At 70.7% G+C, this 19,942-nt stretch carries 18 protein-coding genes; 11 read left to right on the forward strand and 7 right to left on the reverse strand.

What is annotated here, in order from left to right; all coding sequences use genetic code 11:
- Window positions 1–170: 170 nt before the first annotated feature.
- Together MXD62_RS23510 and MXD62_RS23515 are read right to left on the reverse strand one after the other, a co-directional pair.
- A complete protein-coding gene (locus MXD62_RS23510) occupies window positions 171–530 on the reverse strand; it encodes a hypothetical protein (protein ID WP_248831631.1) in 360 nt (119 codons plus the stop codon).
- A gap of 10 nt (window positions 531–540) precedes the next feature.
- Window positions 541–1,443, reverse strand: coding sequence for a tyrosinase family protein (locus MXD62_RS23515; RefSeq protein WP_248831632.1), 903 nt, complete (start codon window positions 1,441–1,443; stop codon window positions 541–543).
- A gap of 844 nt (window positions 1,444–2,287) precedes the next feature.
- Between MXD62_RS23515 and MXD62_RS23520 the strand changes: the two genes are divergently transcribed.
- From MXD62_RS23520 to MXD62_RS23540, 5 genes are all read left to right on the forward strand, one after another.
- Window positions 2,288–3,394 carry a hypothetical protein gene (locus MXD62_RS23520; protein ID WP_248831633.1) on the forward strand — a complete coding sequence of 369 codons (1,107 nt, stop codon included), beginning with the start codon at window positions 2,288–2,290 and terminating at the stop codon, window positions 3,392–3,394.
- Window positions 3,395–3,451: 57 nt separating this feature from the next.
- Window positions 3,452–4,513 (forward strand): polysaccharide pyruvyl transferase family protein, encoded by a 1,062-nt coding sequence (locus MXD62_RS23525; RefSeq protein ID WP_248831634.1) that lies wholly within the window; start codon window positions 3,452–3,454, stop codon window positions 4,511–4,513.
- Complete coding sequence (locus tag MXD62_RS23530; protein ID WP_248831635.1) at window positions 4,510–5,646, forward strand: glycosyltransferase family 4 protein; 1,137 nt, start codon at window positions 4,510–4,512, stop codon at window positions 5,644–5,646. Before MXD62_RS23525 ends, MXD62_RS23530 begins: the two co-directional genes overlap by 4 nt.
- Before the next feature lie 165 nt (window positions 5,647–5,811).
- On the forward strand, window positions 5,812–6,666 hold the full coding sequence (locus MXD62_RS23535) for a hypothetical protein (RefSeq protein ID WP_248831636.1): 855 nt from the start codon (window positions 5,812–5,814) through the stop codon (window positions 6,664–6,666).
- A gap of 2 nt (window positions 6,667–6,668) precedes the next feature.
- Complete coding sequence (locus MXD62_RS23540; RefSeq protein WP_248831637.1) at window positions 6,669–8,093, forward strand: O-antigen ligase family protein; 1,425 nt, start codon at window positions 6,669–6,671, stop codon at window positions 8,091–8,093.
- Window positions 8,094–8,146: 53 nt separating this feature from the next.
- On the opposite strand, the gene MXD62_RS23545 is transcribed toward MXD62_RS23540, so the two are convergent.
- Both MXD62_RS23545 and MXD62_RS23550 read right to left on the reverse strand, forming a co-directional pair.
- Window positions 8,147–9,397 carry a glycosyltransferase gene (locus tag MXD62_RS23545; RefSeq protein WP_248831638.1) on the reverse strand — a complete coding sequence of 417 codons (1,251 nt, stop codon included), beginning with the start codon at window positions 9,395–9,397 and terminating at the stop codon, window positions 8,147–8,149.
- Window positions 9,398–9,418: 21 nt separating this feature from the next.
- Window positions 9,419–10,948: a lipopolysaccharide biosynthesis protein gene (locus tag MXD62_RS23550; protein ID WP_308301311.1), complete on the reverse strand. Its 1,530-nt coding sequence runs from the start codon at window positions 10,946–10,948 to the stop codon at window positions 9,419–9,421.
- A 345-nt stretch (window positions 10,949–11,293) separates the two neighbouring features.
- Between MXD62_RS23550 and MXD62_RS23555 the strand changes: the two genes are divergently transcribed.
- From MXD62_RS23555 to MXD62_RS23575, 5 genes are read left to right on the forward strand one after another with little or no spacing between them, the layout of a single operon-like run.
- Window positions 11,294–12,613, forward strand: coding sequence for a glycosyltransferase family 4 protein (locus MXD62_RS23555; protein WP_248831640.1), 1,320 nt, complete (start codon window positions 11,294–11,296; stop codon window positions 12,611–12,613).
- Complete coding sequence (locus tag MXD62_RS23560; protein WP_248831641.1) at window positions 12,610–13,533, forward strand: glycosyltransferase; 924 nt, start codon at window positions 12,610–12,612, stop codon at window positions 13,531–13,533. Before MXD62_RS23555 ends, MXD62_RS23560 begins: the two co-directional genes overlap by 4 nt.
- Window positions 13,530–14,159, forward strand: a complete 630-nt coding sequence (locus tag MXD62_RS23565) for a DapH/DapD/GlmU-related protein (RefSeq protein ID WP_248831642.1) — start codon at window positions 13,530–13,532, stop codon at window positions 14,157–14,159. Before MXD62_RS23560 ends, MXD62_RS23565 begins: the two co-directional genes overlap by 4 nt.
- Window positions 14,156–15,184 (forward strand): glycosyltransferase family 2 protein, encoded by a 1,029-nt coding sequence (locus MXD62_RS23570; RefSeq protein ID WP_248831643.1) that lies wholly within the window; start codon window positions 14,156–14,158, stop codon window positions 15,182–15,184. Before MXD62_RS23565 ends, MXD62_RS23570 begins: the two co-directional genes overlap by 4 nt.
- Window positions 15,181–15,780 (forward strand): acyltransferase, encoded by a 600-nt coding sequence (locus MXD62_RS23575; protein ID WP_248831644.1) that lies wholly within the window; start codon window positions 15,181–15,183, stop codon window positions 15,778–15,780. The genes MXD62_RS23570 and MXD62_RS23575 overlap by 4 nt, the downstream gene beginning before the upstream one ends.
- 21 nt (window positions 15,781–15,801) lie before the next feature.
- Here MXD62_RS23575 and MXD62_RS23580 read toward each other — a convergent pair whose 3' ends face one another.
- Window positions 15,802–16,416 (reverse strand): dTDP-4-dehydrorhamnose 3,5-epimerase family protein, encoded by a 615-nt coding sequence (locus MXD62_RS23580; protein WP_248831645.1) that lies wholly within the window; start codon window positions 16,414–16,416, stop codon window positions 15,802–15,804.
- Between the two features lie 850 nt (window positions 16,417–17,266).
- On the opposite strand from MXD62_RS23580, the gene MXD62_RS23585 reads away from it, so the two are divergent.
- Window positions 17,267–17,815 (forward strand): YdcF family protein, encoded by a 549-nt coding sequence (locus MXD62_RS23585; RefSeq protein ID WP_248831646.1) that lies wholly within the window; start codon window positions 17,267–17,269, stop codon window positions 17,813–17,815.
- Between the two features lie 54 nt (window positions 17,816–17,869).
- On the opposite strand, the gene MXD62_RS23590 is transcribed toward MXD62_RS23585, so the two are convergent.
- Both MXD62_RS23590 and MXD62_RS23595 read right to left on the reverse strand, forming a co-directional pair.
- On the reverse strand, window positions 17,870–18,514 hold the full coding sequence (locus tag MXD62_RS23590; protein WP_248831647.1) for a YdcF family protein: 645 nt from the start codon (window positions 18,512–18,514) through the stop codon (window positions 17,870–17,872).
- 12 nt (window positions 18,515–18,526) lie between these two features.
- Window positions 18,527–19,864, reverse strand: a complete 1,338-nt coding sequence (locus tag MXD62_RS23595; protein ID WP_248831648.1) for an ABC transporter substrate-binding protein — start codon at window positions 19,862–19,864, stop codon at window positions 18,527–18,529.
- Between the last annotated feature and the right edge of the window lie 78 nt (window positions 19,865–19,942).

Raw genomic sequence — 19,942 nt, forward strand, 5'->3', positions numbered from 1 at the left:
AGCCCCACAGCTCCCACACCCCGGTCGCCCAGCACGCCACAGCGCAGCAACCCCACTCCCGGCTGGACCCCGACCTTGCCCCCCCCCCCCGGGGGCCCCGGGCCCCCCCGGGCCCCCACGGACAGCTGCGTCTGGCCGCCGCTCGGCGCGGCGGCTCGCCTCAGCGAATCTCAGAGAACGAGGAGCGTCCGGTCGCCTTCGACCAGGGCCGCGACCAGTGACTTCACGTCCGCGAACTCGTGGTGCGGGAAGACGTGGGACAGGTATCGGGCGGGGCTGTCCCGATGGATCTGCACGTGGTTCAGCTGCCGCCCGTCGACGGTGACGATGAGATCACTGGAGCTCTCGGCGATCCGTACTGCTCGCCCGCCGATCCTGAGGTCCTTGATCTGGCCCGCCCGGAAGGACCGGAGGGGATCCGTGGTGGCGGCCTCCACCTCGGTCGGCCGTGTGGCGACGAACCCGGTGGCAGCCAGCACACCCGCGACTCCGGCGCTGCTCAGCACCCGCCGGCGCGACATCTCGGTCATGTCTCTCCCCCTACGCGTAGCTGTAGCCGAGTGCGGTGATGTCCAGCAACGAGGCGGGCGTGACTCCCGACGTGGCAAGACCCAGCAGCGCGTCGTTCAGGTTGTGGCCCGCCGGCCCGCCAGTGACCGGGAGGTAGTCGGTGGCGTGCCCGGACGCCTGCCACACCGACCAGATCCGGTCGACGTTCGAGTGATGCAGCCAGAAGATCGGATCGTTCGGGGACGTGCTGACGCCCATGTCGCCGCCGACCCACCGATGCACCCGGCCGTGCATCCTCGCCTGGGTCGACGACTCGCCGGTGTGCCGGAGGAAGCCCTCTATCCGGTTACGGAAACTCGGACTCGTGGTCTGGGAGTCGATCCAGGGGGAGTGGTCGTACTGTGACTCGGTGAGGCAGTCGGTGACGTCCGCCTGTGTCGGCAGGGTTGTCGCGCCGGTGTCCACCGCGAACTTCCGGATGAGTCCAGTCCTTGAACGGGGGACGAGCTGACCCGTCGAGCTGTTCAGGATTATCGCCTGCCAGCTGACGAATGGTCCGTCCTGTACATACCAGCCGTTGCTCTGTAGACCGTTCCCACCGAAGTAGTCTGCCGTCCAGATCAGTGCCTGTTTCGGGTCAGGTAACGCGGCGTCGGCCTCCCACGGCCAGTAAGGGATTCCGAAATCGGGCAGGATTGCAGCGAGCGCGGATTCGAACTCGAGGAGTGACTGGCGGTGCCAGGGCAGGAACGACGGTCCCTTGTGCGCGGCGTTCCGTACGGACTGCGACGTCGGTGTGAAAGTCATCATTGCGGTGTGATGCCGTGTCACGAACTGGTCGTAGACACCTGACTGCTTCAGGGTGTTCAGTGCGTCGGTGAACGCCTGGACCTCGGCCAGACTGAGCGCGTAGATACTTCGACGAACAGGCACGTAATCTTCCCCCCTCGCCGACGCGCCCGGTAGGCGCGTCGACGCATTCCTGTTAACGACTCGACGCTGCGACCTGCGATGGCCCCTCGGGGCCGGGCCGGTCGATGTCGGATATCCGACGCCGGCCGATTGGTTCCTGGAAGCCACCGCCGCTGTCCGCGCCACCGACCCGGCGGCGGTGTTCCCGGCGCGGACTTCCCTTGCGCCCACACGCATCCCTGGCTGCCGTCCACCTTCCTGGTCCCCCGTCGGTCCGTGGCGGCCGGGGGCAGGGCAACTCTCTGCCGGTCGACCAGGATGTAACGGACCGGCATCGGATTGTTGAATGATGGAGACGTTGCGACCTTCATGCTTTGAACCCTGTCTGCGCGAGAGCCCCACCAGTTTAAGCACACACCGGAGGGCGTAGCTGCAAATCGGCTTGAATTCTTGCCGGAAACCGTCCAGGCGCTCTCCGTGTTCGCGCCGCTACATGATGGTGGGGGCTGGCGAATGGGTGCCGCGGCCGATCTTCTTGCGTGGCAGTCGATTCGGCTCGGCGGGCGGCGGGCCGGCTGCCGGAGATGCGGCCGCGGCGCCACTTTCGGATTCCTGGCGTCTAGCAAACAAATTCTGACGACAAGCAAACAATCGGCATCCGATGATGCTCTCGGGCCGTCGGAGCCGGCGCGGCCGCGCCGGCTCGCCTCAGGCGGCCGTGTAGCCGCTCCGGGCGGATCTCCCACCGAGGTAGTACCGTTCGACGAGATGGGTCGAGGACATCCCGGAATTCCCGTATCTCGGTGTCCCCATCCCGTTATGCTCGACCCTGCTCACTATCAGGGCTATAATTGGGGGGAAAGCCATGAAGGTGGAGGTTTCGTCCGCGTCGGGCGATCTTGTCTCCATCGGTGTGCGTGGCCTGAGGGGAGTGGAAGAGGCGTACTTCCGTTCCTCGGACGTCGAGCTTGCCGAGACGGCGAACGCCGGCCTGACCACCGCGCTGACAATCGCCATGCGGCGCGGCGTGACTCTGGAGTGCGCGGGGCCGATCAGCGAGGTGCTGGCCGCCAGGGTGGACGACTACCAGGCGCTGATGTCGCGGTGGTATCCCACCCTCGAGCCGGTACAGGTGCTGACCGGGACCGCCCGCTCGGCCCGGCCGGCGGCGGCCGAGACCTTCTGCTTCTTCTCCGGCGGGGTCGACAGCTTCTACACGCTCCTACGCAACATCGACAGGGTGGACGCGGTCGTCTACGTGCATGGATTCGACGTCGGTCTGGAGGACGTCGAGCTGCGACGAGTCGTCTCCGACAGCCTGCGCCGGACGGCGGAGAGCCTCGGCAAGGAGCTGATCGAGCTCGAGACCGACCTGCGCGCGCTGTCGGATCCGCACGTCAGCTGGCCCGCCTACGTCTCGTCCGGGCTCGCCACCGTCGCGCACCTGTTGTCCCGGCGGTTCGGTCGTGCGCTGGTCGCCGGGACTCTCGCCTACCACGAGCTGCAGCCGCTCGCCTCCCACCCGCTCACCGATCCGTTGCTGTCCAGCGACCAGGTCGCGATCGAGCACGACGGATGTGACGCCACCCGCCAGGAGAAGGTCGCCTTCATCGCGAGGCACCCGGTCGTCCGGCAGAACCTGAGGGTCTGCTGGGAGAACCCGGGCGGCGACTTCAACTGCGGCAGGTGCGAGAAGTGCCTGCGCACGATGCTCGCCCTGGAGTCCCTCGGCGTGCTCGGCGAGTTCACCTGCTTCCCGTCCGGTCTTGATCCGGATGTCGTGCGGCGGGTTGACCTTCCCGGCCGAGGCCCCCGGCACTGGGCGGTCGTGAACCTGCGTGAACTTCGCCGGGCGAACCGTGACCCCGTGCTCGTCAGGGCGCTTGTCGAGGCGATCGCGAGGTCCGACGCACGGCGGGTGCACCGGCTTGTGCGGCGGCGGGCCCCGCACGGCCGGGCCGCGACGACCTGACGCGGTGCTGTACCGACGGACCATCCGAGGATTACGGGATGCTGGGGGACGCGAGTAATGACGGAGGCCGCGACAGGGGTCCCGTACGCCTCGACGGCAGCGGTCGTATCCACTGCCCGCCTGATCGAGAGCCTGTCGACGCGGGCCACGGCCGCCGTCGCCGACCTGCTGCCGCCGGGGACGACCGACGTGGCGCTCCTCGACTTCCCGTACCACCGCAACAGTGGTGACTCGGCCATCTGGCTCGGCGTACGCCGGATTCTCCGACAGCTGGGAGTAAGGGTCGCCTACGTCGCGGACACCGCGCGTTACCGGCCGGACCGGTTACGGGAGGCACTGCCGGAGGGACCTGTCCTGTTACTCGGCGGGGGGAATTTCGGTGACCTCTGGCCGGGGCATCAGGAGCTCCGGGTCCGGGTCCTGCGTGACTTCCCGGACCGTACCGTGATCCAACTTCCGCAGAGTATTTCCTTCCGTAGCCGGACGGCGCTTTCCGAGGCCCAGCGCGTGACCGCGGCCCACCCACATTTCACTCTCATGGTCCGTGAACGGCGCAGCCTTTCTTTCGCCACCGAGAACTTCGATGTGCCGATCGTGTTCGCGCCGGACTCGGCCCTGGCCAACGGCCCGCTGAGACCGCCGCGGCCGGTACGTCCCGACGGCGTGCTGTGTCTTGCCCGCGATGACGTTGAAGGCACCGGAGCCATCGCGGGCGTGGCCGGCCCCGGCATACGTCGGGCCGACTGGGGAATGCGTGGCCTGCCCGCGGCGCGGTGGAGAGCGGCGAAGGCACTGCCGAAACTTGAGCGGCATGCCCTGGGCCGGCATCCGGATGCGCACCGGGCGGCCCGCCCCGCACTGCACGCGGCCTACGAAACAATGGCGAAGACAAGCGTGGGAACGGCGACGAGCCTCCTGTGTACCGCGCGTTACGTGGTGACCGACCGGTTGCACGCGCACATTCTCTGCCTGCTTCTCGGTATCCCCCACTCGGTGTTTGACAACAGCTACGGAAAGGTCAGCGGGACCTTCGAGGCGTGGACCTCGGACAGCGACCTCGTGCACTGGGCGACCAGCGCGGACGAGGCCCTGGAGAGGTGCCGGGAGTTCGCGCCGTGACCGCCCCACCGCGACGCGGTGTCGGTGCTCGTGCCGACATCGCCGCTCGTGCCGACACCGCCGGCACGAGCCGTGAGGCACGGCCGGTCGTGGATGTGCTCCTGAGCCGGGGCCTCGACCCCTACGACTGGGAACGTCGACACGCCCGGGGCGAGGTCCCGGACGTCTGGCCGTACGGGCTGAACAGGCTTGCCGACCACGGCTTTCGGACCAGCGGGTCGCTGCCGGCCGTGAGCCACCGGGCGCCGGGCGCGAGGGCCACCCGCGCGCTGGGGGGCTTCGAGTGGCGGGAGGTCGCCGCGCGTCGGATCGACGCGGCGGCGGAGGCGGTGCTGTGCTGGGACGAACGGGCCGGGGTACCGGCTGCCTCGATGGAGCGGTGGCGGGGCGGCAGACCGGTCGCCACCGGCGTCATCTGGCTGACCGACCCGGTGGGCCGGCCGCGGGGGGCACTGGCGCTGGCGCCCCGCGCGCTGCGTTCGGCCCAGCTGGTCTGGGCGCTGTCGAGTGCCCAGCTCCCGGTGCTCCGGGACGTCCTGAAGGTCGCCGAACGCAGACTCGCCCATCTGCCCTTCGGTATCGACGCGGACTTCTTCCGGCCGGCCGAAACCGATCCGGTACCCGGCCTGGTGGTCAGCGTCGGAAACGACCGGCACCGGGACCACGATACGCTTCTCGCCGCCATCGCGGACACGGTTGGAAAAGTCGCCGGGCTGCGCCTCGAACTGGTGACCGGCCGAGAGGTGACGATTCCCGCAAGGCTCGGGAAGCGGCATCCGAGAATGAGCCACATCGACCTTGTCGATCTCTACGCCCGAGCATCCGCGGTGGTGGTTGCACTGCGGCCGAACCTACATGTCAGCGGCGTCAGCGTCGTTCTCGAGGCCATGGCCTCGGGCCGCCCGGTCGTGGTCACCGAAACCCCGGGAATGTCCGACTACGTCGATCACGGACGGACAGGACTGCTTGTTCCGCCGGGTGATTCCGGCGCCCTCGCCGCGGAGCTGGCGGGGCTCCTGCTCGACCCCGACCGGGCCGCGGCAATGGGGCGGGCCGGCCGCCAGGCGGTCGAGACGACGTTCAACACCGGCGCGCAGGCGGGCCGGTTGGCAGATCTGTTGCGAGGGATGTGATCTGCCGCGGGCCGGGAGAGAAGGCGCCGGTGGTGCGTGACGGCGCTGTCCAGGAGAAATGCGGGAGGAACAGGGACCCGCTGGGTCTGACAACGTGCCGAAAAGGCGATCAGCGTATCTGTCGTCGGTGAGCGCCGACGGCGTGGGAGGGGAGGGAATGCTCAGATGGATATATGGCAGATCGTGCGCATCACCATTCGGCGCTGGTATGTGTTCCTGGCGGTTGTGGCAGTGGGGATCGCAACCGCCCTGGTCACCACTTCGGGAGTGAAGCCGCAGTACTCCGCGGCCATGGACGCCTTCGTCAACGCCCCGCCGAGCCGGTCGAGCCAGCCGACCGGCAGCGTGGAGAACTCCGGCGGCGTCGGCTTCGCCGGCTCACTCGAGGAACGCGCCATGGACGCCGACGCGTCCCGCGCACAGATCCACAAGATGGGCCTTCTCCCCACCTACAAGGTCAGCTGGACCAGGGCGAAGCTGGTCCTGTCGGTGAGTGTGACGGGCCCGACGCCCGACCTGGCCCGTCGCACCGTCGAGGAGGTCGTCGCGATGGCGAACCGACACCTCGTCGCGCACCAGGCCAGCACCGGTGTCACCGCTCCGGGCGCACAGTACTCGATCATGCCGGCGGCGGAGGGGGCCAACCTCTCGCCTGCCCAGTACCCGGGTCGTTCCCGCCAGCGGATCGTCATCGGCGTCGTCGCGCTCGCGGCGGCGGTGGGCCTCGCGGTGGCGCTGGACGGCTTCGTCGCCGCCCGCCGTCGCGCCGCGGCCGGTGGAACCGGCCGGCCCGACAGCTTGCCGGACGCCGGATCACCGCGGAGCCCGCTGACTCGGGAGCCGGATCCGCTGGGAGATCCACTGGCCTCCCCGCGCCGAGGCGGGGACACACCCGGCAGGGACACACCGGAGTACGAGACCGCGGCGGTCAATGAGGACACGGTGACCATTCGGACGGGCAGCCGACTCGGGGCGGGGCCCGTCCCGCCGGACCTCGACCGAAGCGGCCGCCCGCGGTGACGATGCCTGGACGGACGGCGCTCCGGACGGTGGCGGCGCTCCCGATCGCCAGGTGGCGGCCGGACGCGGTGAGCGTGCTGACACTCCTCGGCGTGCTGCTGTTCGTCATCCCGGCGCGCAACACCCTGCAGTCGCTCGGCGCCGCGGGCCGGCCGATGTTCCTGCTCGGCCTGGTGCTGGCCGGCGCCTGGCTGTGCACCTGGCTGCATCCCGGCCTGGTCCGCCGTGGCCGCCAGCCGGTCCGGGGCCTGTTGCTCATCTATCTGGGTGCGCTGCTCGCCGCCTATGTGGCCGGTCAGCGCCGCGGGCTCGACGGCGTGGAGGCCCGTGCCTCGGACCGGTCGATCCTGGCCGTCCTGGCGCTCGTCGGCATCGCGCTCGCGGCAGCCGACGGAATTCCCTCGCGGGCCCGGCTCGAGGTTCTGATCTCGCGCATCATGTGCTTCGGGGCCGTGATGGCGCTGTTCGGAATCGTCCAGTACCTGACGCACGAGGACTACAGCAGGTACCTGCGGCTTCCCGGGTTCGTGATGTGGTCCCCGGCGCTCGAGTCCGTCTCACGAGGGGGCGGCACCTCCCGGGTCGCCGGCACGGCGTCGCACTACATCGAGTTCGGTGTGGTCGTCGCCATGGTCGTCCCGCTGGCGCTGTACCGGACTTCTCACGCTGCCACCAGGGGTGCCCGGCAGCGTGCCGCCGGGGCGCTGGTGCTGACCGCGACGGCCGCCCCCCTCTCCGTCTCCCGGACGGCGATCATCGGGCTTGGCTGCGTGCTGCTGGTCCAGAGCGTCGTGTGGAGCTGGCGGCGGCGCTTCAACGTGTTCGTCTGGCTGGTGATCGGGGTCGGCGCGTTCGGTGCCGCCGTGCCCGGCGTGCTCGGCACGCTGCGCAGTCTGTTCCTGAACTACAAGACTGATCCCAGCTATCAGGGACGGATCGCGGACTACGCGGTCGCGCAGGCCTACATCAGCGAGCGGCCGTGGTTCGGGCGCGGGCCGGGCACCTTCATCCCGGCGAAGTACTTCTTCCTCGACAACCAGTACCTCGGGACCATCCTCACCTCCGGATACGTGGGTCTGGCCGCGCTCGTCATCGTCATGCTCGGCGGGATCACGATGGCGTTCGGCGTGGCCCGGCGCGCCGCCGACGCGGCGACCCGAGAACTGGCCCAGGCCCTCGCCGCGATGCTCGTCGCCGTCGCGGCGGCCTCGTACAGCTTCGACTCACTGTCGTTCCCGGCCTTCGCCGGCCTGTTCTACCTGACGCTGGGTGTCACCGGCGCGTTGTGGCGACTCGAACAGCGGCCCGTGCCCACACCGGCCGGGCCTGCCGCGACGGCGCCCGTCCAGTGGCGGGACCCGCGCGGTGACCAGCCAAGCGTGGCGGAGCTGGTCCCGGCCGCCCGGCAGCCCGCCGGCATCGCGTGAACCAGCGCCGCGAGGGCCGGCCGCGGGTATGCCGGCCCTCGCGGGCGCCGGCCTCACGTCGCTTCGCCGGCCCTCACTGACGTCGCCCTCGCGTGGCCTTCGGGCGGCTGGGCCGGCCGGGCCGCGGGCCGCCGCTGCCGCTCCGGATCGCCGCCAAGAGCGAAGTCCAGCAGCTCCACATGACGGGCTGACCAGCTGTTCGCCGCGACGAACCGGTGGCGTTCCGCTTCGGTCACCTCCGGCCAGCCACGGACCTCCCTGAACGCGGCCACCGGATCGTCGCCCGGCGCCAGCAGCCTGACCCGCGGTCCCATGCCCCGGACCGGTGTCAGGTCGCTCGCCAGGACGGGCCGCCCCGCCGCCAGGTACTCGTACAGCTTGATCGGATCCATCGCCTCCGTCAGCGAGGTCACCCGGTGCGGTAGCAGGCACACGTCCGCCGCGGCGATCAGCCCGGTGACGGCCGGCCGGGGGAGATGGCCTGGCAGGACCACCGAGGGCAACGCCCGCAGCGGGGCGGCGTGCCGCTCGTCCTTGACGGGCCCGGCGAGTATCACCGTGCTCTCCGTCGCCAGCCGGGCGACCATGTCGACGTCGAGCCGGTCGTCGACGGTGCCCGCGTAGACGCACCACGGCCGGGGCAGGCCCGCGGTCAGCGCGGGTGCCGGCGGCAGCCGCTCCCACTCGGCGGGATCGACGCCGTTGTGGACGACCAGTGAGCCTCCGGTGGGAGCGAGCCGCCGGCGCAGCGACTCCGACACCGCGACCACCGGCCGCCGCCGGCGACGGATCTCGGCGTAGGCCTCCTGGAACGCAGGGTGCCAGCGTTCCAGCGGGGGGTAGGTCGCCCAGTCGTCACGGGCGAAGTAGACGACCGAGTCGGCCCATTCCAGCTCGGCGAGCCCGGCCAGCAGCGGGTACGTCGTGACGACCACGGGCCGCTCGCAGCGGGCCTGCTCCGCGGCCCGTCGCAGCACCCGGTCGTAGCGCCGGTAGGTGTGGCGCAGCATCGCGGGCGAGACCGGGTCCTCGCGACGCCAGCGGCGCGCGGACACGACGTAGCGGTCCGGCCTGCTCGTCGGTGGAATGGCCACCACCGGGTCGCCCTTCGCCAACGCTGTCACCCGGCTGCGGAACGGCTCGGCGACGAGCAGCCGTCGCACCCGCGGCGACTGCATCAGGGTGAGCAGGACGCGGTCCGGCGGCCGCATGTAGGAGCGGATCGCCATGTCCCGCAGCGTCTCCCTGGACAGGGTGAACACGACGTCGCGCGCGGGGGCGGAGCGGGGGTCGGGCTCGGGCATGGGTCGGTTCCTCCGTCGAGATCAACGAGACCGCCGGTGTGACCGTCGGCGTCGGGCGCCGTGCTCGGCCGCCGCCGCGAGCGGCCACTGATCCTGGGGCGGGACGGATCCGGGAGCCGGGCTGTCGGACGGCCCCCGACCCGGCGCCGTCCCGCGCTTTCCGCGCAGCACGCCGCGCAGCTGGCGCCGGCAGGTCGGCATGGCCGACACGACAGCCACATACGCCGCCACGCCGGCCGTCCCGGCGGTGGTGAGCTCGGCGATCGGGGGCAGGTCCACCACCGCCCGCACCCCGGCGGTCACCGCGGCGAGCACCGCGCTGGCGAGGACGGCCGGCGCGATCGAGGTCGCGACATCCGACAGCCTGACCGGGGTGTCGCGGGTGGCGCTGGCAAGCATCGGGATGGCGGTCACCACCGAGGCGATGCTGACGGCCCAGGCGACGCCCACCGGCCCCCAGGGCAACCCCAGGAAGAACGAGGCCACGGTGAGCGGACGGGTCACCGCGGCGACCTTGAGCATCTGGTCGGCCCGGTTCCGCGAGACCCACAGCCAGGTCGCCGTCGAGCTGATCGCCTGGGCGAATCCGGCGATCGCCAGCACTCTGAAGATCGGCACGACCCCGCTCCACGGCGCGCCCAGCAGGCCGGTGACGAACACGTCGGCGAGCAGCGCCATCAGCACGACCAGCGGAAGAGCGAGCAGTGCCACGGTGAACACGGCGGCGCGGTAGTAGTCGCGGAACCGGTCCGGCTGGTCGTGGAGCCTGGACAGGGTGGGGATCGCGACCATGTTGACCGGCTGGTTGACCTGCTGCAGCGGGAGCAGGAGCAGCGCGTACGCACGGGAGTAGAGGCCGAGGGCCGCCGGCCCGGCGAACCGGCCCACCAGGACGTTGTCGGCGTTGCGGCTGATGTACCCGAGCAGGCCGGAGCCGGCGACGCTGCCGCCGAAGCGCAGCATCGGCGCGAGGCCGTCCGCGCGGGCCGGTCGGCTCGGCCGCCAGTCGCAGGCCGTCCAGACGAGAACCGCCCGGGCGAGGGCCGCCGAGGTCGGCATGAGCGCCAGCGACCAGTAGCCGGCCCCCAGCGACGCGAGAGTGATGGCCACGACGATGCTGGTGGTCCGGCCGATCATGTCGCGGGCCGCGACGGAGCCGAACTTCATCTGCCGTTGGAGCAGCGCCTGGTGCTGTACGAGGGCGCCGGTGATCAGGTATGACGGTGCGACGACGAGGGTGATTCCGACGAGCTCGTCGTGCCCGTAGAACAGGGCGATCAGCGGGCTGGCCGCGGCCAGCGCCACCGCGAGGCTGAGCCCGACCACGACGTTGACCCAGAACAGCGCGCTGACCTGACTGTGGGTGATCGTCTTGCGCTGGATGACGGCCTGGGAGAGCCCGAGGTCCGTCAGCTGGTCGGCGAGAGCCGAGATCGCCAGCACCATCCCGACGAGGCCGTAGGCGTCCGGCGACAGCAGCCGGGCCAGAATAATCGTTGAGCCGAATTGAGTGAACAATCGCCAGAGTTGGGCACCGGCCGTCGCCGCCACACCTCTCCGGGACCGCCCGGCAAGGCCCTGGTTCAGTTCCGAGGTGTCGAGCCAGCGTCCTTGCTTTCCGTCTAAGAATGCTTGTCGGCGAGCAGATCGCGAGGCCGGCTCGGTGCGGGATTTCACCACAAACGATCAAGCTTTCCGCTAAAACGCATGGTCAGGGCACTGTACTCTGATGCGTTGGCCGGCCTGACCGCCCGGTTCATCTCGAGTTCCCCAAAGGGCCGGACGGATCGAACAACATCTGTTCTAGTATGTCGTCAGTGGGTGGCGTGTCCAGCAGCGGCGCTCATCGCAGGTTCACTTGGTCAATCTGGGGGAGCAGTGACGTTGAGTAATCGCGTGCTGATCATAGTGCAGAACCTGCCGGTACCGCTCGACCGACGGGTCTGGCTGGAATGTCAGGCCCTGGTGGGCGCCGGTTACGAGGTGCGGGTCATATGCCCCAAGGGGCCGGGTGACCCGGACCGTGAGCTACTCGACGACGTATACCTCTACAAGTACGAGCCGTACGTCGCAACGTCCGGCGTATTCTCATATATGAAAGAGTTTTTTGTCTGCTGGATGCGCACCGCCCGGCTGGCGCGCCGGGTCTACCGGGAACGCGGCTTCGACGTTATCCAGGTGTGCAATCCGCCGGACACCTACGCGTTGCTCGCGTTACTCTATCGGCGGCGCGGTGTGCGCCTCGTGTACGACCAGCACGACCTCTGCCCGGAGATCTACCAGTCCCGTTTCGAGCGCCCGTCGCGGATTCTGCTCGCCTTCCTTTTCGCGCTCGAGCGCATCACCTACGGGCTGTCGCACCACGTCATCTCCACCAATGACTCCTACCGTGAGATCGCGATCCGTCGTGGCGGCCGGACCCGGCAGGACACGACGGTCGTGCGCAGCGGCCCGGACACCGACCGGATGCGGCCCGGCGCCGTCCACCCGGAACTGCGGAAAGGCCGCGAGTTCCTGCTCTGCTATCTCGGGGTGATGGGCCCGCAGGACGGAGTGGACAACGCGCTGCGTGCCCTCGACATCCTCGTCCACCAGCGCGGCCGCACCGACGTCCACATGGCCCTGCTCGGTTTCGGCGACTGCTATGACGATCTGCGCGCGCTCGCCACGGAGCTGGATCTTGACGACCACGTGACCTTCACCGGTCGCGCGGACCACGAGATGATCGACAAATACCTCTCGACCGCCGACCTGGCGGTCGGACCGGACCCGATGAACCCGCTCAACAACGTGTCGACCATGAACAAGACCATGGAATACATGGCCTACGGCCTGCCCGTGGTCACGTTCGATCTCGTCGAGACCAGGGTCACCGCCGCGGACATCGCGGAATACGTCGAACCCGGCGACATCGGCGGGTTCGCCGCCGCGATCGAGCGGCTGCTCGATGACCCGGAGCGGCGGGCCGACCTGTCCAAGCGGGGCCGGCAGCGCGCGGTCGAGGTACTGGACTGGAGCCTGCAGGTCCCCGGCTACGTGGATGTCTTCGACCGCATCACCGGGCGGGAGCGCCCGGCCGGCGAGCGGGTCCGCCCGAGGCCGGTTGACTGCGCCGTCCCGGCGCCACGCCGCCGCGAGCAGACCGGCTCCCACACGCCGGCGGCGGCATCTGGCGGCGACCACGAGGGCGACGAGCTCAGATCGGCGACGGGGTGACGGTACCGCTCTCCGCGGGCTCCGCCCCGGCGCCGCACGGCGCCGGCGATGTCCCAGCCAGCGTCGTCCTGGCCAGCGTCGTCGTGCCGGCGCACAACGAGGAGTCCGTCATCGGACGGTGCCTCGCGGCGCTCAGCGTCGGGCTGCCCACCGGAGCACTCGACGTGATCGTGGTGTGCAACGGATGCACGGACGGCACCGCCGCGGCCGCCCGTGCCCGTGGCGTCCGGGTGATCGAGACGGATCGGGCGAACAAGGCGGCCGCCCTGAACACCGGGGACGCGGCGGCCATGGCCTTCCCGCGTTTCTACGTCGACGCCGACGTGGAGGTCGCCGGAGCGGCGCTGCTCGAGGTCGCCGACGTCCTGCGCACGGGTGCGGCGCTCGCCGCGGCGCCCGCGCTGCGTCCGTGCATGACCGGGGTGGCCCGGCCCGTCCGCGACTACTACCGGATCTGGATGCGCCTGCCCTATGTCGCCGACGGGCACGTGGGCTCCGGGGTCGTCGGTGTCAGCGATGTCGGGCGGAAGCGTTTCACCCGCTTTCCCGAGGCCATCGCCGACGATCTTTACCTCTACCACCAGTTCAGCGCGGAGGAACGGACCACGGTGGACTCCGTCCACTTCACCGTCTATCCCGCGAGGACGGTGCGGGATTTCGTCCGGAGGAAGATCCGGGTGTACGCCGGGAACATCGAACTCCGCGGCCGTGGGCTGGTGCCCGCGGAGAACCGGAACACCGGCAGCGCGTCCTGGCTGTCCGTCGTCGCCGCCGATCGCCGGTTGCTCACCGCCGCCCCCGCCTACCTCGCGATCTCGGCGGTGGCGAAGCTGCTGGCCATCCGGAAGGTCCGCCACGGCGACCTCGGTGCCTGGGAGCGTGACGACAGCAGCAGGCGCCTTCTTGAGGAGACGACGTGACCAGGGTTCTCGGCTTTCTTCGTTCCCTGCTCGACGCCCGCGCCCTCCTGCACTCACTGCGGATCCTCCACTTCTACAACTACTCGCATGTCCAGCAGGTTCGCCGGATGATGATCGAACATGGTGTCCGCCTGGCGCCGAACGTCTCCGTCCGGAACGGGGAGCGGGTGGAGATACGGGCGTTCGCCCACATCGGTGAGCGGGTTTCGCTGTGGGCCGGTGACCGCACTGGCCGGATCGAGATCGGCGAGCACTCCCTGATCGGCCCGGGCACGTTTCTCACGGCCGCGAACTACGAGACGCTGCCGGACATCGTCATCGACAGCCAGCCGAAGCGGGAGGCGGACATCGTCATCGGCAACGACGTGTGGGTCGGCGCCAACTCGGTGGTTCTTCCGGGCGTGACGATAGGCGACAGCACGATTGTCGGCGCCGGTTCTGTCGTCACGAAGTCGTTGCCCGCCGGAGCGTTGGCCGCGGGTGTTCCGGCGAAGGTCATCGGGAAGCGCGGGGAGTCGACCCGCTCCGGTCGTGCCGTACAGGTGGACCGGCCTGAGCAGAACGGCCGTGCCGGTGCGGACGGCACCGGGCGGCGCCCCGGCTCCCACCCGGCGGGTGAGCAGTGACCGTCGAGGTGTCCGTGCTGGTCGTGTCCTACAACACCGCCGAGCTGACGGTCCGGTGCCTGGAGTCCGTCCTGGCTGAGCCGGCCGGGGTCGAGATTGAGATCATCGTCGTCGACAACGCCTCGACGGACGGCTCCCCGGACGCCATCAGGGACGCGTTCCCGGCGGTGCGGCTGATCGAGTCGGCGACGAACCTCGGGTTCGGCCGCGCGGTCAACCTGGCGGCCTCCCACGCCGGCGGGGACTATCTGCTCCTGCTGAACCCCGACGCCGTCGTTCTCGATCGGGCGGTCGCCGAGATCCTCACCTTCGCCCGCCGGAACCCGGCCTGCGGGCTCTACGGCGGGCGGACGCTGCGGCCGGACGGATCGGTCGACCCGAGCTCCTGCTGGGGGGCACCCAGCCTGTGGAGCCTGGTGTGCTTCGGGGTCGGCCTGTCGACGATGTTCCCCGGATCGAGGATCTTCGATCCGGAGTCGCTCGGGCGCTGGCAGCGCGACAGCGTCCGCGAGGTCGGTGTCGTCACCGGATGCCTGCTGCTGGTCAGACGCGACCTCTTCGAACGGCTGGGCGGCTTCGACCCCCGGTTCTTCATGTACGGGGAGGACACCGACCTGTCGATGCGGGCGCGGGCCGCCGGCTACCGCCCCACGATCGTCCCGACCGCGGCGATCGTGCACCACGTCGGGGCCTCGTCCTCGAACTGGGCGGCCAAGCACGTGCTCGTCCTCCGCGGGAAGACCACGCTGGCGAGGAAGCACTGGACGGGGTGGCGGCAGCGGCTCTGCCTGGCGATGATCGTTCTTGGGGTGGCGCTGCGGGCCCTGGCCGATCTGGGGTCGGGTCTGGCCCGTGGGCGGCCGCGGGCGAGCGACTGGCGCGCGCTCTGGCGCCGGCGGCGGGACTGGTGGCCCGGCTACCCCCCGTACACCGAGCCCACGGGCGGCGTCCCCAGCCAGTCGCGCGTCCCGCCCGAGCCCGCATCCGGCACGTGCCACCCGTCCCGACATCTGACGAGGCCATGAGCAGTTCGCTACCCGAGCGGTCCCTCGACCTGTGGCGCAGGGCCCGGAGCCGGGCCTTCACCCGGTTCCTGGCCGGGTCGTTCGGGGCGCTCGGCCCGCGTACCGACATCGAGCCGCCGTTCCGGCTCTACGGCGCCCGCTGGATGTCGATCGGCGCCGGCGTCCATGTGGGCCCCGGTTCGTGGTTCCAGGTGATCGATGGGGACGGCGAGCCGGCGGCGCCGGTGATTCGAATCGGCGCGGGCTCGTCGTTCGTCGGGTGGTGCACGCTGTCGGCCGTACGCGGTATCACGATCGGAGACAGAGCGATGTTCGCGCGTGGCGTCTACGTGGCCGACCATGACCACGCCTACCGGGCGGCCGGCGTCGCGATCCGGGACCAGGGCCACACGGGCGTCGCCCCGGTGGTGATCGGCGACGGTGCCTGGCTGGGCCAGAACTGTGTGGTCACAGCGGGCTCGACGATCGGCCGCGGCGCCGTCGTCGGCGCGAACAGCGTCGTGAAGGGGGTCGTGCCCGACTTCAGTCTCGCGGTAGGGGCGCCCGCCCGGGTCGTCCGGAGCTGGGCGCCGCACGGCGTCCCGAGCCGGCCGTGAGGCCGGCCAGTCTGTGCTCGGTCAGCTCGGGTCCGCGTCCCCGCGGCCGGCGACCTCGGCCGGCGCGATCTCCACCGGGCTCACGTCGGCCAGCGACGGGTGGTGCTGGTCTCGATCGGATATCACGGCCTCACGCAACGGGACGGGCCACTGCACGCCGAGGGCCGGGTCGGCAAGATTCACGAAGACGTAGCTGTCGTACCGATCGGCACTCCAGTGCTCGTTGACGCTGTACAGATAGTAGGTGTCGTCCTCGAGCGTCTGATAGGAGTTCGCGACCCCCTGCGGCAGGAAGACGGCTCGGTTCCGGTCGAGCTCGACGGTGACGACGGTTCCGAAGCTCTTCCCTGCTCGCAGGTCGACATAGGCGCAGAAGACGCGGCCCTTAACCACCGATATGTACTTGTCCCAGGGCTCGGCATGAAAGCCCCGTGTCACGCCTAGCTTTTTGTTGTAGGAAAGACTGTTCTGGATGACCCGGAAGCTCGCGGGAATTCCTGCGTCAACGAGCTTGGCGTGGTGGAACTTCTCCTGGAACCAGCCGCGCTCATCCTCGATGGACGTAACATCGAACACAAAAAGGCCCGGAATCTCGGTCTCGGAGCCGGTGAACTGCGTGGTAGCCAGGACGGCCACGGAAGATCTCCCTCTTGCGCCCGGTACCCGGGCAGCCGGAGAACCCGATGGGTTTTCTCGGCGGCCGAGCACTCCGATACATGGAAGTGTGGACGGCATGAATCGGCGGTCGATGTCGGACCGGCGCCGGCGGTGGCCCGGCCGCCGGCGCCGGTGGTGCCCGGCTCGGCCTGATGGACGGCGCGGCGGGCGGCGGGAGCTGGGCGGCAAGGATGAGGCGAGGAGGCGCCGCGCCACTGCGCATGACCGCGGACCCGGTAGTCGTCGAGGTCGGTTGAGCGAAACCTCGGCGGCCGACATCCGCGTGCTGAACTATATCAGCACCTTACTCACTCCGTCGTGGTCCTTCGGGACGTGTGGCAGGTGGCTTAGATCTCTTCTGGGTGCGATGTCGACCATGGGATGAAGTGTCGGCTGCTCACGGGTAAACCCGGTTCACTCGGCCCCTCCACCCGAAGGGGGTGGTGCTCTGAGAATGTCTGCAGTGGCCTCCTGGGCGAGGGCGCGGTGATGTCTGGTCAGGCCGGTCACCGAACCGCCCGACAGCGTTCGCCGTCCGGCCGGCGGGCCGACTCGGAGCCCGGCCGCCCGCATGGCCCTGGCGAGCCGGGTGCGGGATGCCAAACCGGCTCTCATAGGCCCACCAGAATGTGGGATGGGTGCCCGGGGTATTTGCGTGCGCCGCGCCCGGCCGATTTCCGGGGCACCGTCACGCGATGTCGGCTGACTTCTTCAGGCCGGCCGTGTCGGCCGCGTCAGGCGATTCACCGCGGGGGGTGGTCGGGGAAGGTGAAGCAGAGCACGTCTCGACCGGTCCGCGGCCACAGGTACGCCGTCTACAGTCACGAGTGTGATCACAGACGCACAGCAGGTGCGGTCGCGGTGGCGGCGCGCGCTGCGCTCCGGGGCGCTCGGTGCGGCGCTTCTGATCGCCGTGCTGAACGTGCGAATGATCGTCTTCCCGAGGATCGACAAGCCGCGTCCCGTGGACGCGATCTTCATGCTCGGGGGTCCGGGCGAACGGCGGGACAAGGCCGTCGAGCTGGCCAGGTCCGGCATCGCCCCGGTTCTGGTGGTCTCGATGCCCGGCACCTGGCGGTGCCCCGACGCGGCCGAGGTCGGCCGGGACATCCAGGTCATCTGCTTCTGGCCGGACCCGGTGACCACCCAGGGCGAGGCTCGCGAGGCCGGCCGCCTGGCGAGGATCCACGGCTGGCGCTCGATCCTGTTCGTCACGGACCGCTCCCAGGACAGCCGGGCCAGGCTGCGCATCGAGCGCTGCTACGACGGTGAGGTCCTGGTGGACGCCGTCGGGACCCCCCGACGGCAGTGGCCGTACCTGATCGCCTACCAGACCGCGGCGACCGTCAAGGCGCTGGTCTGGCAGCGCGGCTGCTGATCGACAGGCGGGCCGGCAGCGGTCAGCCGAGATCAGCGGCCAGGTCGGCAGCGGTCAGCAGTCCCGCTGGAAGATCAGCGCCTTGCCCATCGCGGCCCACTCGTAGGCGATCATGTACGGCCACATGCTCTTTGATGGCGCGACCGGGCTCATGAGCACCTGCCCCGAGTAGCAGCGCCCCAGCCGCAGTCGCGCGCGGGTCGTCTGGCTGGTCGAGGTGATCACGAGCACCGACTTCCAGTCGTACCGGGCGGCCGCGGCGGCCACCCAGCGTGACTCGCCCTGGGTGGTCACCGGATCCGGGGCGAAGCAGATCACCTCGACGTTCGGGATGGCCGAGGGGCACGGGTCGTCCGCCGTGGGCACCGAGACGGCCAGCGTCGGCGCGTACCCGGCCACGGCCAGGCTCACCGCGTGCTCGAAGCGGCCCGGGCTGCCGGCGAACATCACGATGGCGTCGACCGGGGCGGGGGAGTCCCGCCGGGGATGGACGAACAGCCGGAAGGTCGCGCCGAGGAACATGACGCTCACGACCCCGAGGACCCCGAGCACAGTGGTGCGCCGCCGCCCGCGGCCCCGCCCGCGGCCCGGCGGCTGCCCGGGACCTGCCGGTGGTCGCTCGCGGCCCGCCGACGGCCGTCCACGGGCCCCCCAGGGGTCCTCGCCCGTCCACGGGGGACGTGCCGGTGGTGCCGACATCGCGGCGCCCCCTCAGCCCGGCCAGCCGGCCGGACGGCCGGCGTTGGCATCCGGGCCCGACAGCCCGCCGGAAGATCCCTCCGGGGCGGGCGAGGCCGGCCAGCGCGCACCGAAGCCGCTGCCCAGCCCGGGCCTCGGCCGGCCCAGGCCGAACGGGCGGGCTGGGGCGTCCTGGGCGGGCAGTGGCAGGGTCGGCTCGGGGCCCGGGCCGGTGGCCGTCCCCTCTCCGGCCGGGGCGTCCGCGGGCCGCGCGCCGGCCTCGACGTCCACCCCGCCCGGCGGCGGGGCGTTCCAGCGCGGGTGGTGGAACGGCGCGCGCGCCGCTTCGCGGGGCCAGACCGTCCAGGACGCGCCGGACTGCCACTGGACGATCGGGACCTGATGGCCGACCTGGAGCCCGGTCGCCTCGTCGAGCCGGAAACGGCCCAGCATGGTCGTGGTGTCGAGGCCGCGCGCGGCGGCCAGGAGCGAGGCGTCGCCGACGCCGCCGCAGTAGCGGATGCAGCGCCCCAGGATCAGCCCCCCCACGTACGCCCAGGCGGCGGTCGCCGTCGGCGGGACGCCGTGCAGCGTGGCGAAGTCGGCGGAGAACTCCCGTGCGGTCGGGCCCGTCCCCACCTCGGCGACGCTGTCCGGGGCCCAGCTCGCCGGGGCCAGCAGGCCCTCGCGCAGCGCGCCCAGCGTCGCCGTGGCCTCGGCGCTCACCGCGGTGGAGAACGCCGCGGCCCGCCACGAGCGGCGCAGCAGCACGTTCGCGATCTCCAGCTCGTCGTCGGCGCCGCCGTGCACGATGAGGACGTCCGCCGGCGGGAGCAGCCGGGCCGTCTGCGCCCCGCGGCCGGGCGGGAACACGTTGGAGGTGACGTCGTAACCCTGGGAGCGGGCCGCGGCCTTGGTCACCGACGTCAGCTCGACCGCGAGATCCCCCGAGGCCAGCAGCGCGACCCGGCGGGCGTGGCGGTCCACCGAGCGGATCGCCGAGAGCACCCCGCGCGGCCAGGTGGAGGTCGGCGCGGCCACGTTGACGACGTGCGGGAACGACTGGCGCATGAAACGCGTGGACGGGGCGCCGGCGTTGAACACGACCCGGCCTGTCGCGCCGAGCGCGGCGAGCGCCGCGCGCGGGCCGATCGGGCCGAAGACGGCGGCGGGCTCGGCCGCCGCGGCCGAGCGCATCGCGCCGACCGGGTCGGGGTGGGCGTCGTAGGCCGTCACGCCCACTTCGTCCCAGGGCGGCGGCAGCCGTTCGTCACGTGCCCACAGCGTCATTCCGCGCAGCGCCGCCAGGCCAAGGGCGGCGTCCGGTCCGGTCAACGGCGTGACCAGCGCGACGGGGAGCGGAGTCGTCATCGGCAGAAACCCGTGAGGTCAAGCACTCCTTCAGAATCCCACGGCCGTCGGGGCGGCACACCCGGCGGGAGTCCTAGG

Origin of the sequence: Frankia sp. Mgl5, assembly GCF_023242985.1 — a bacterium.
GTDB lineage: Bacteria > Actinomycetota > Actinomycetes > Frankiales > Frankiaceae > Parafrankia > Parafrankia soli.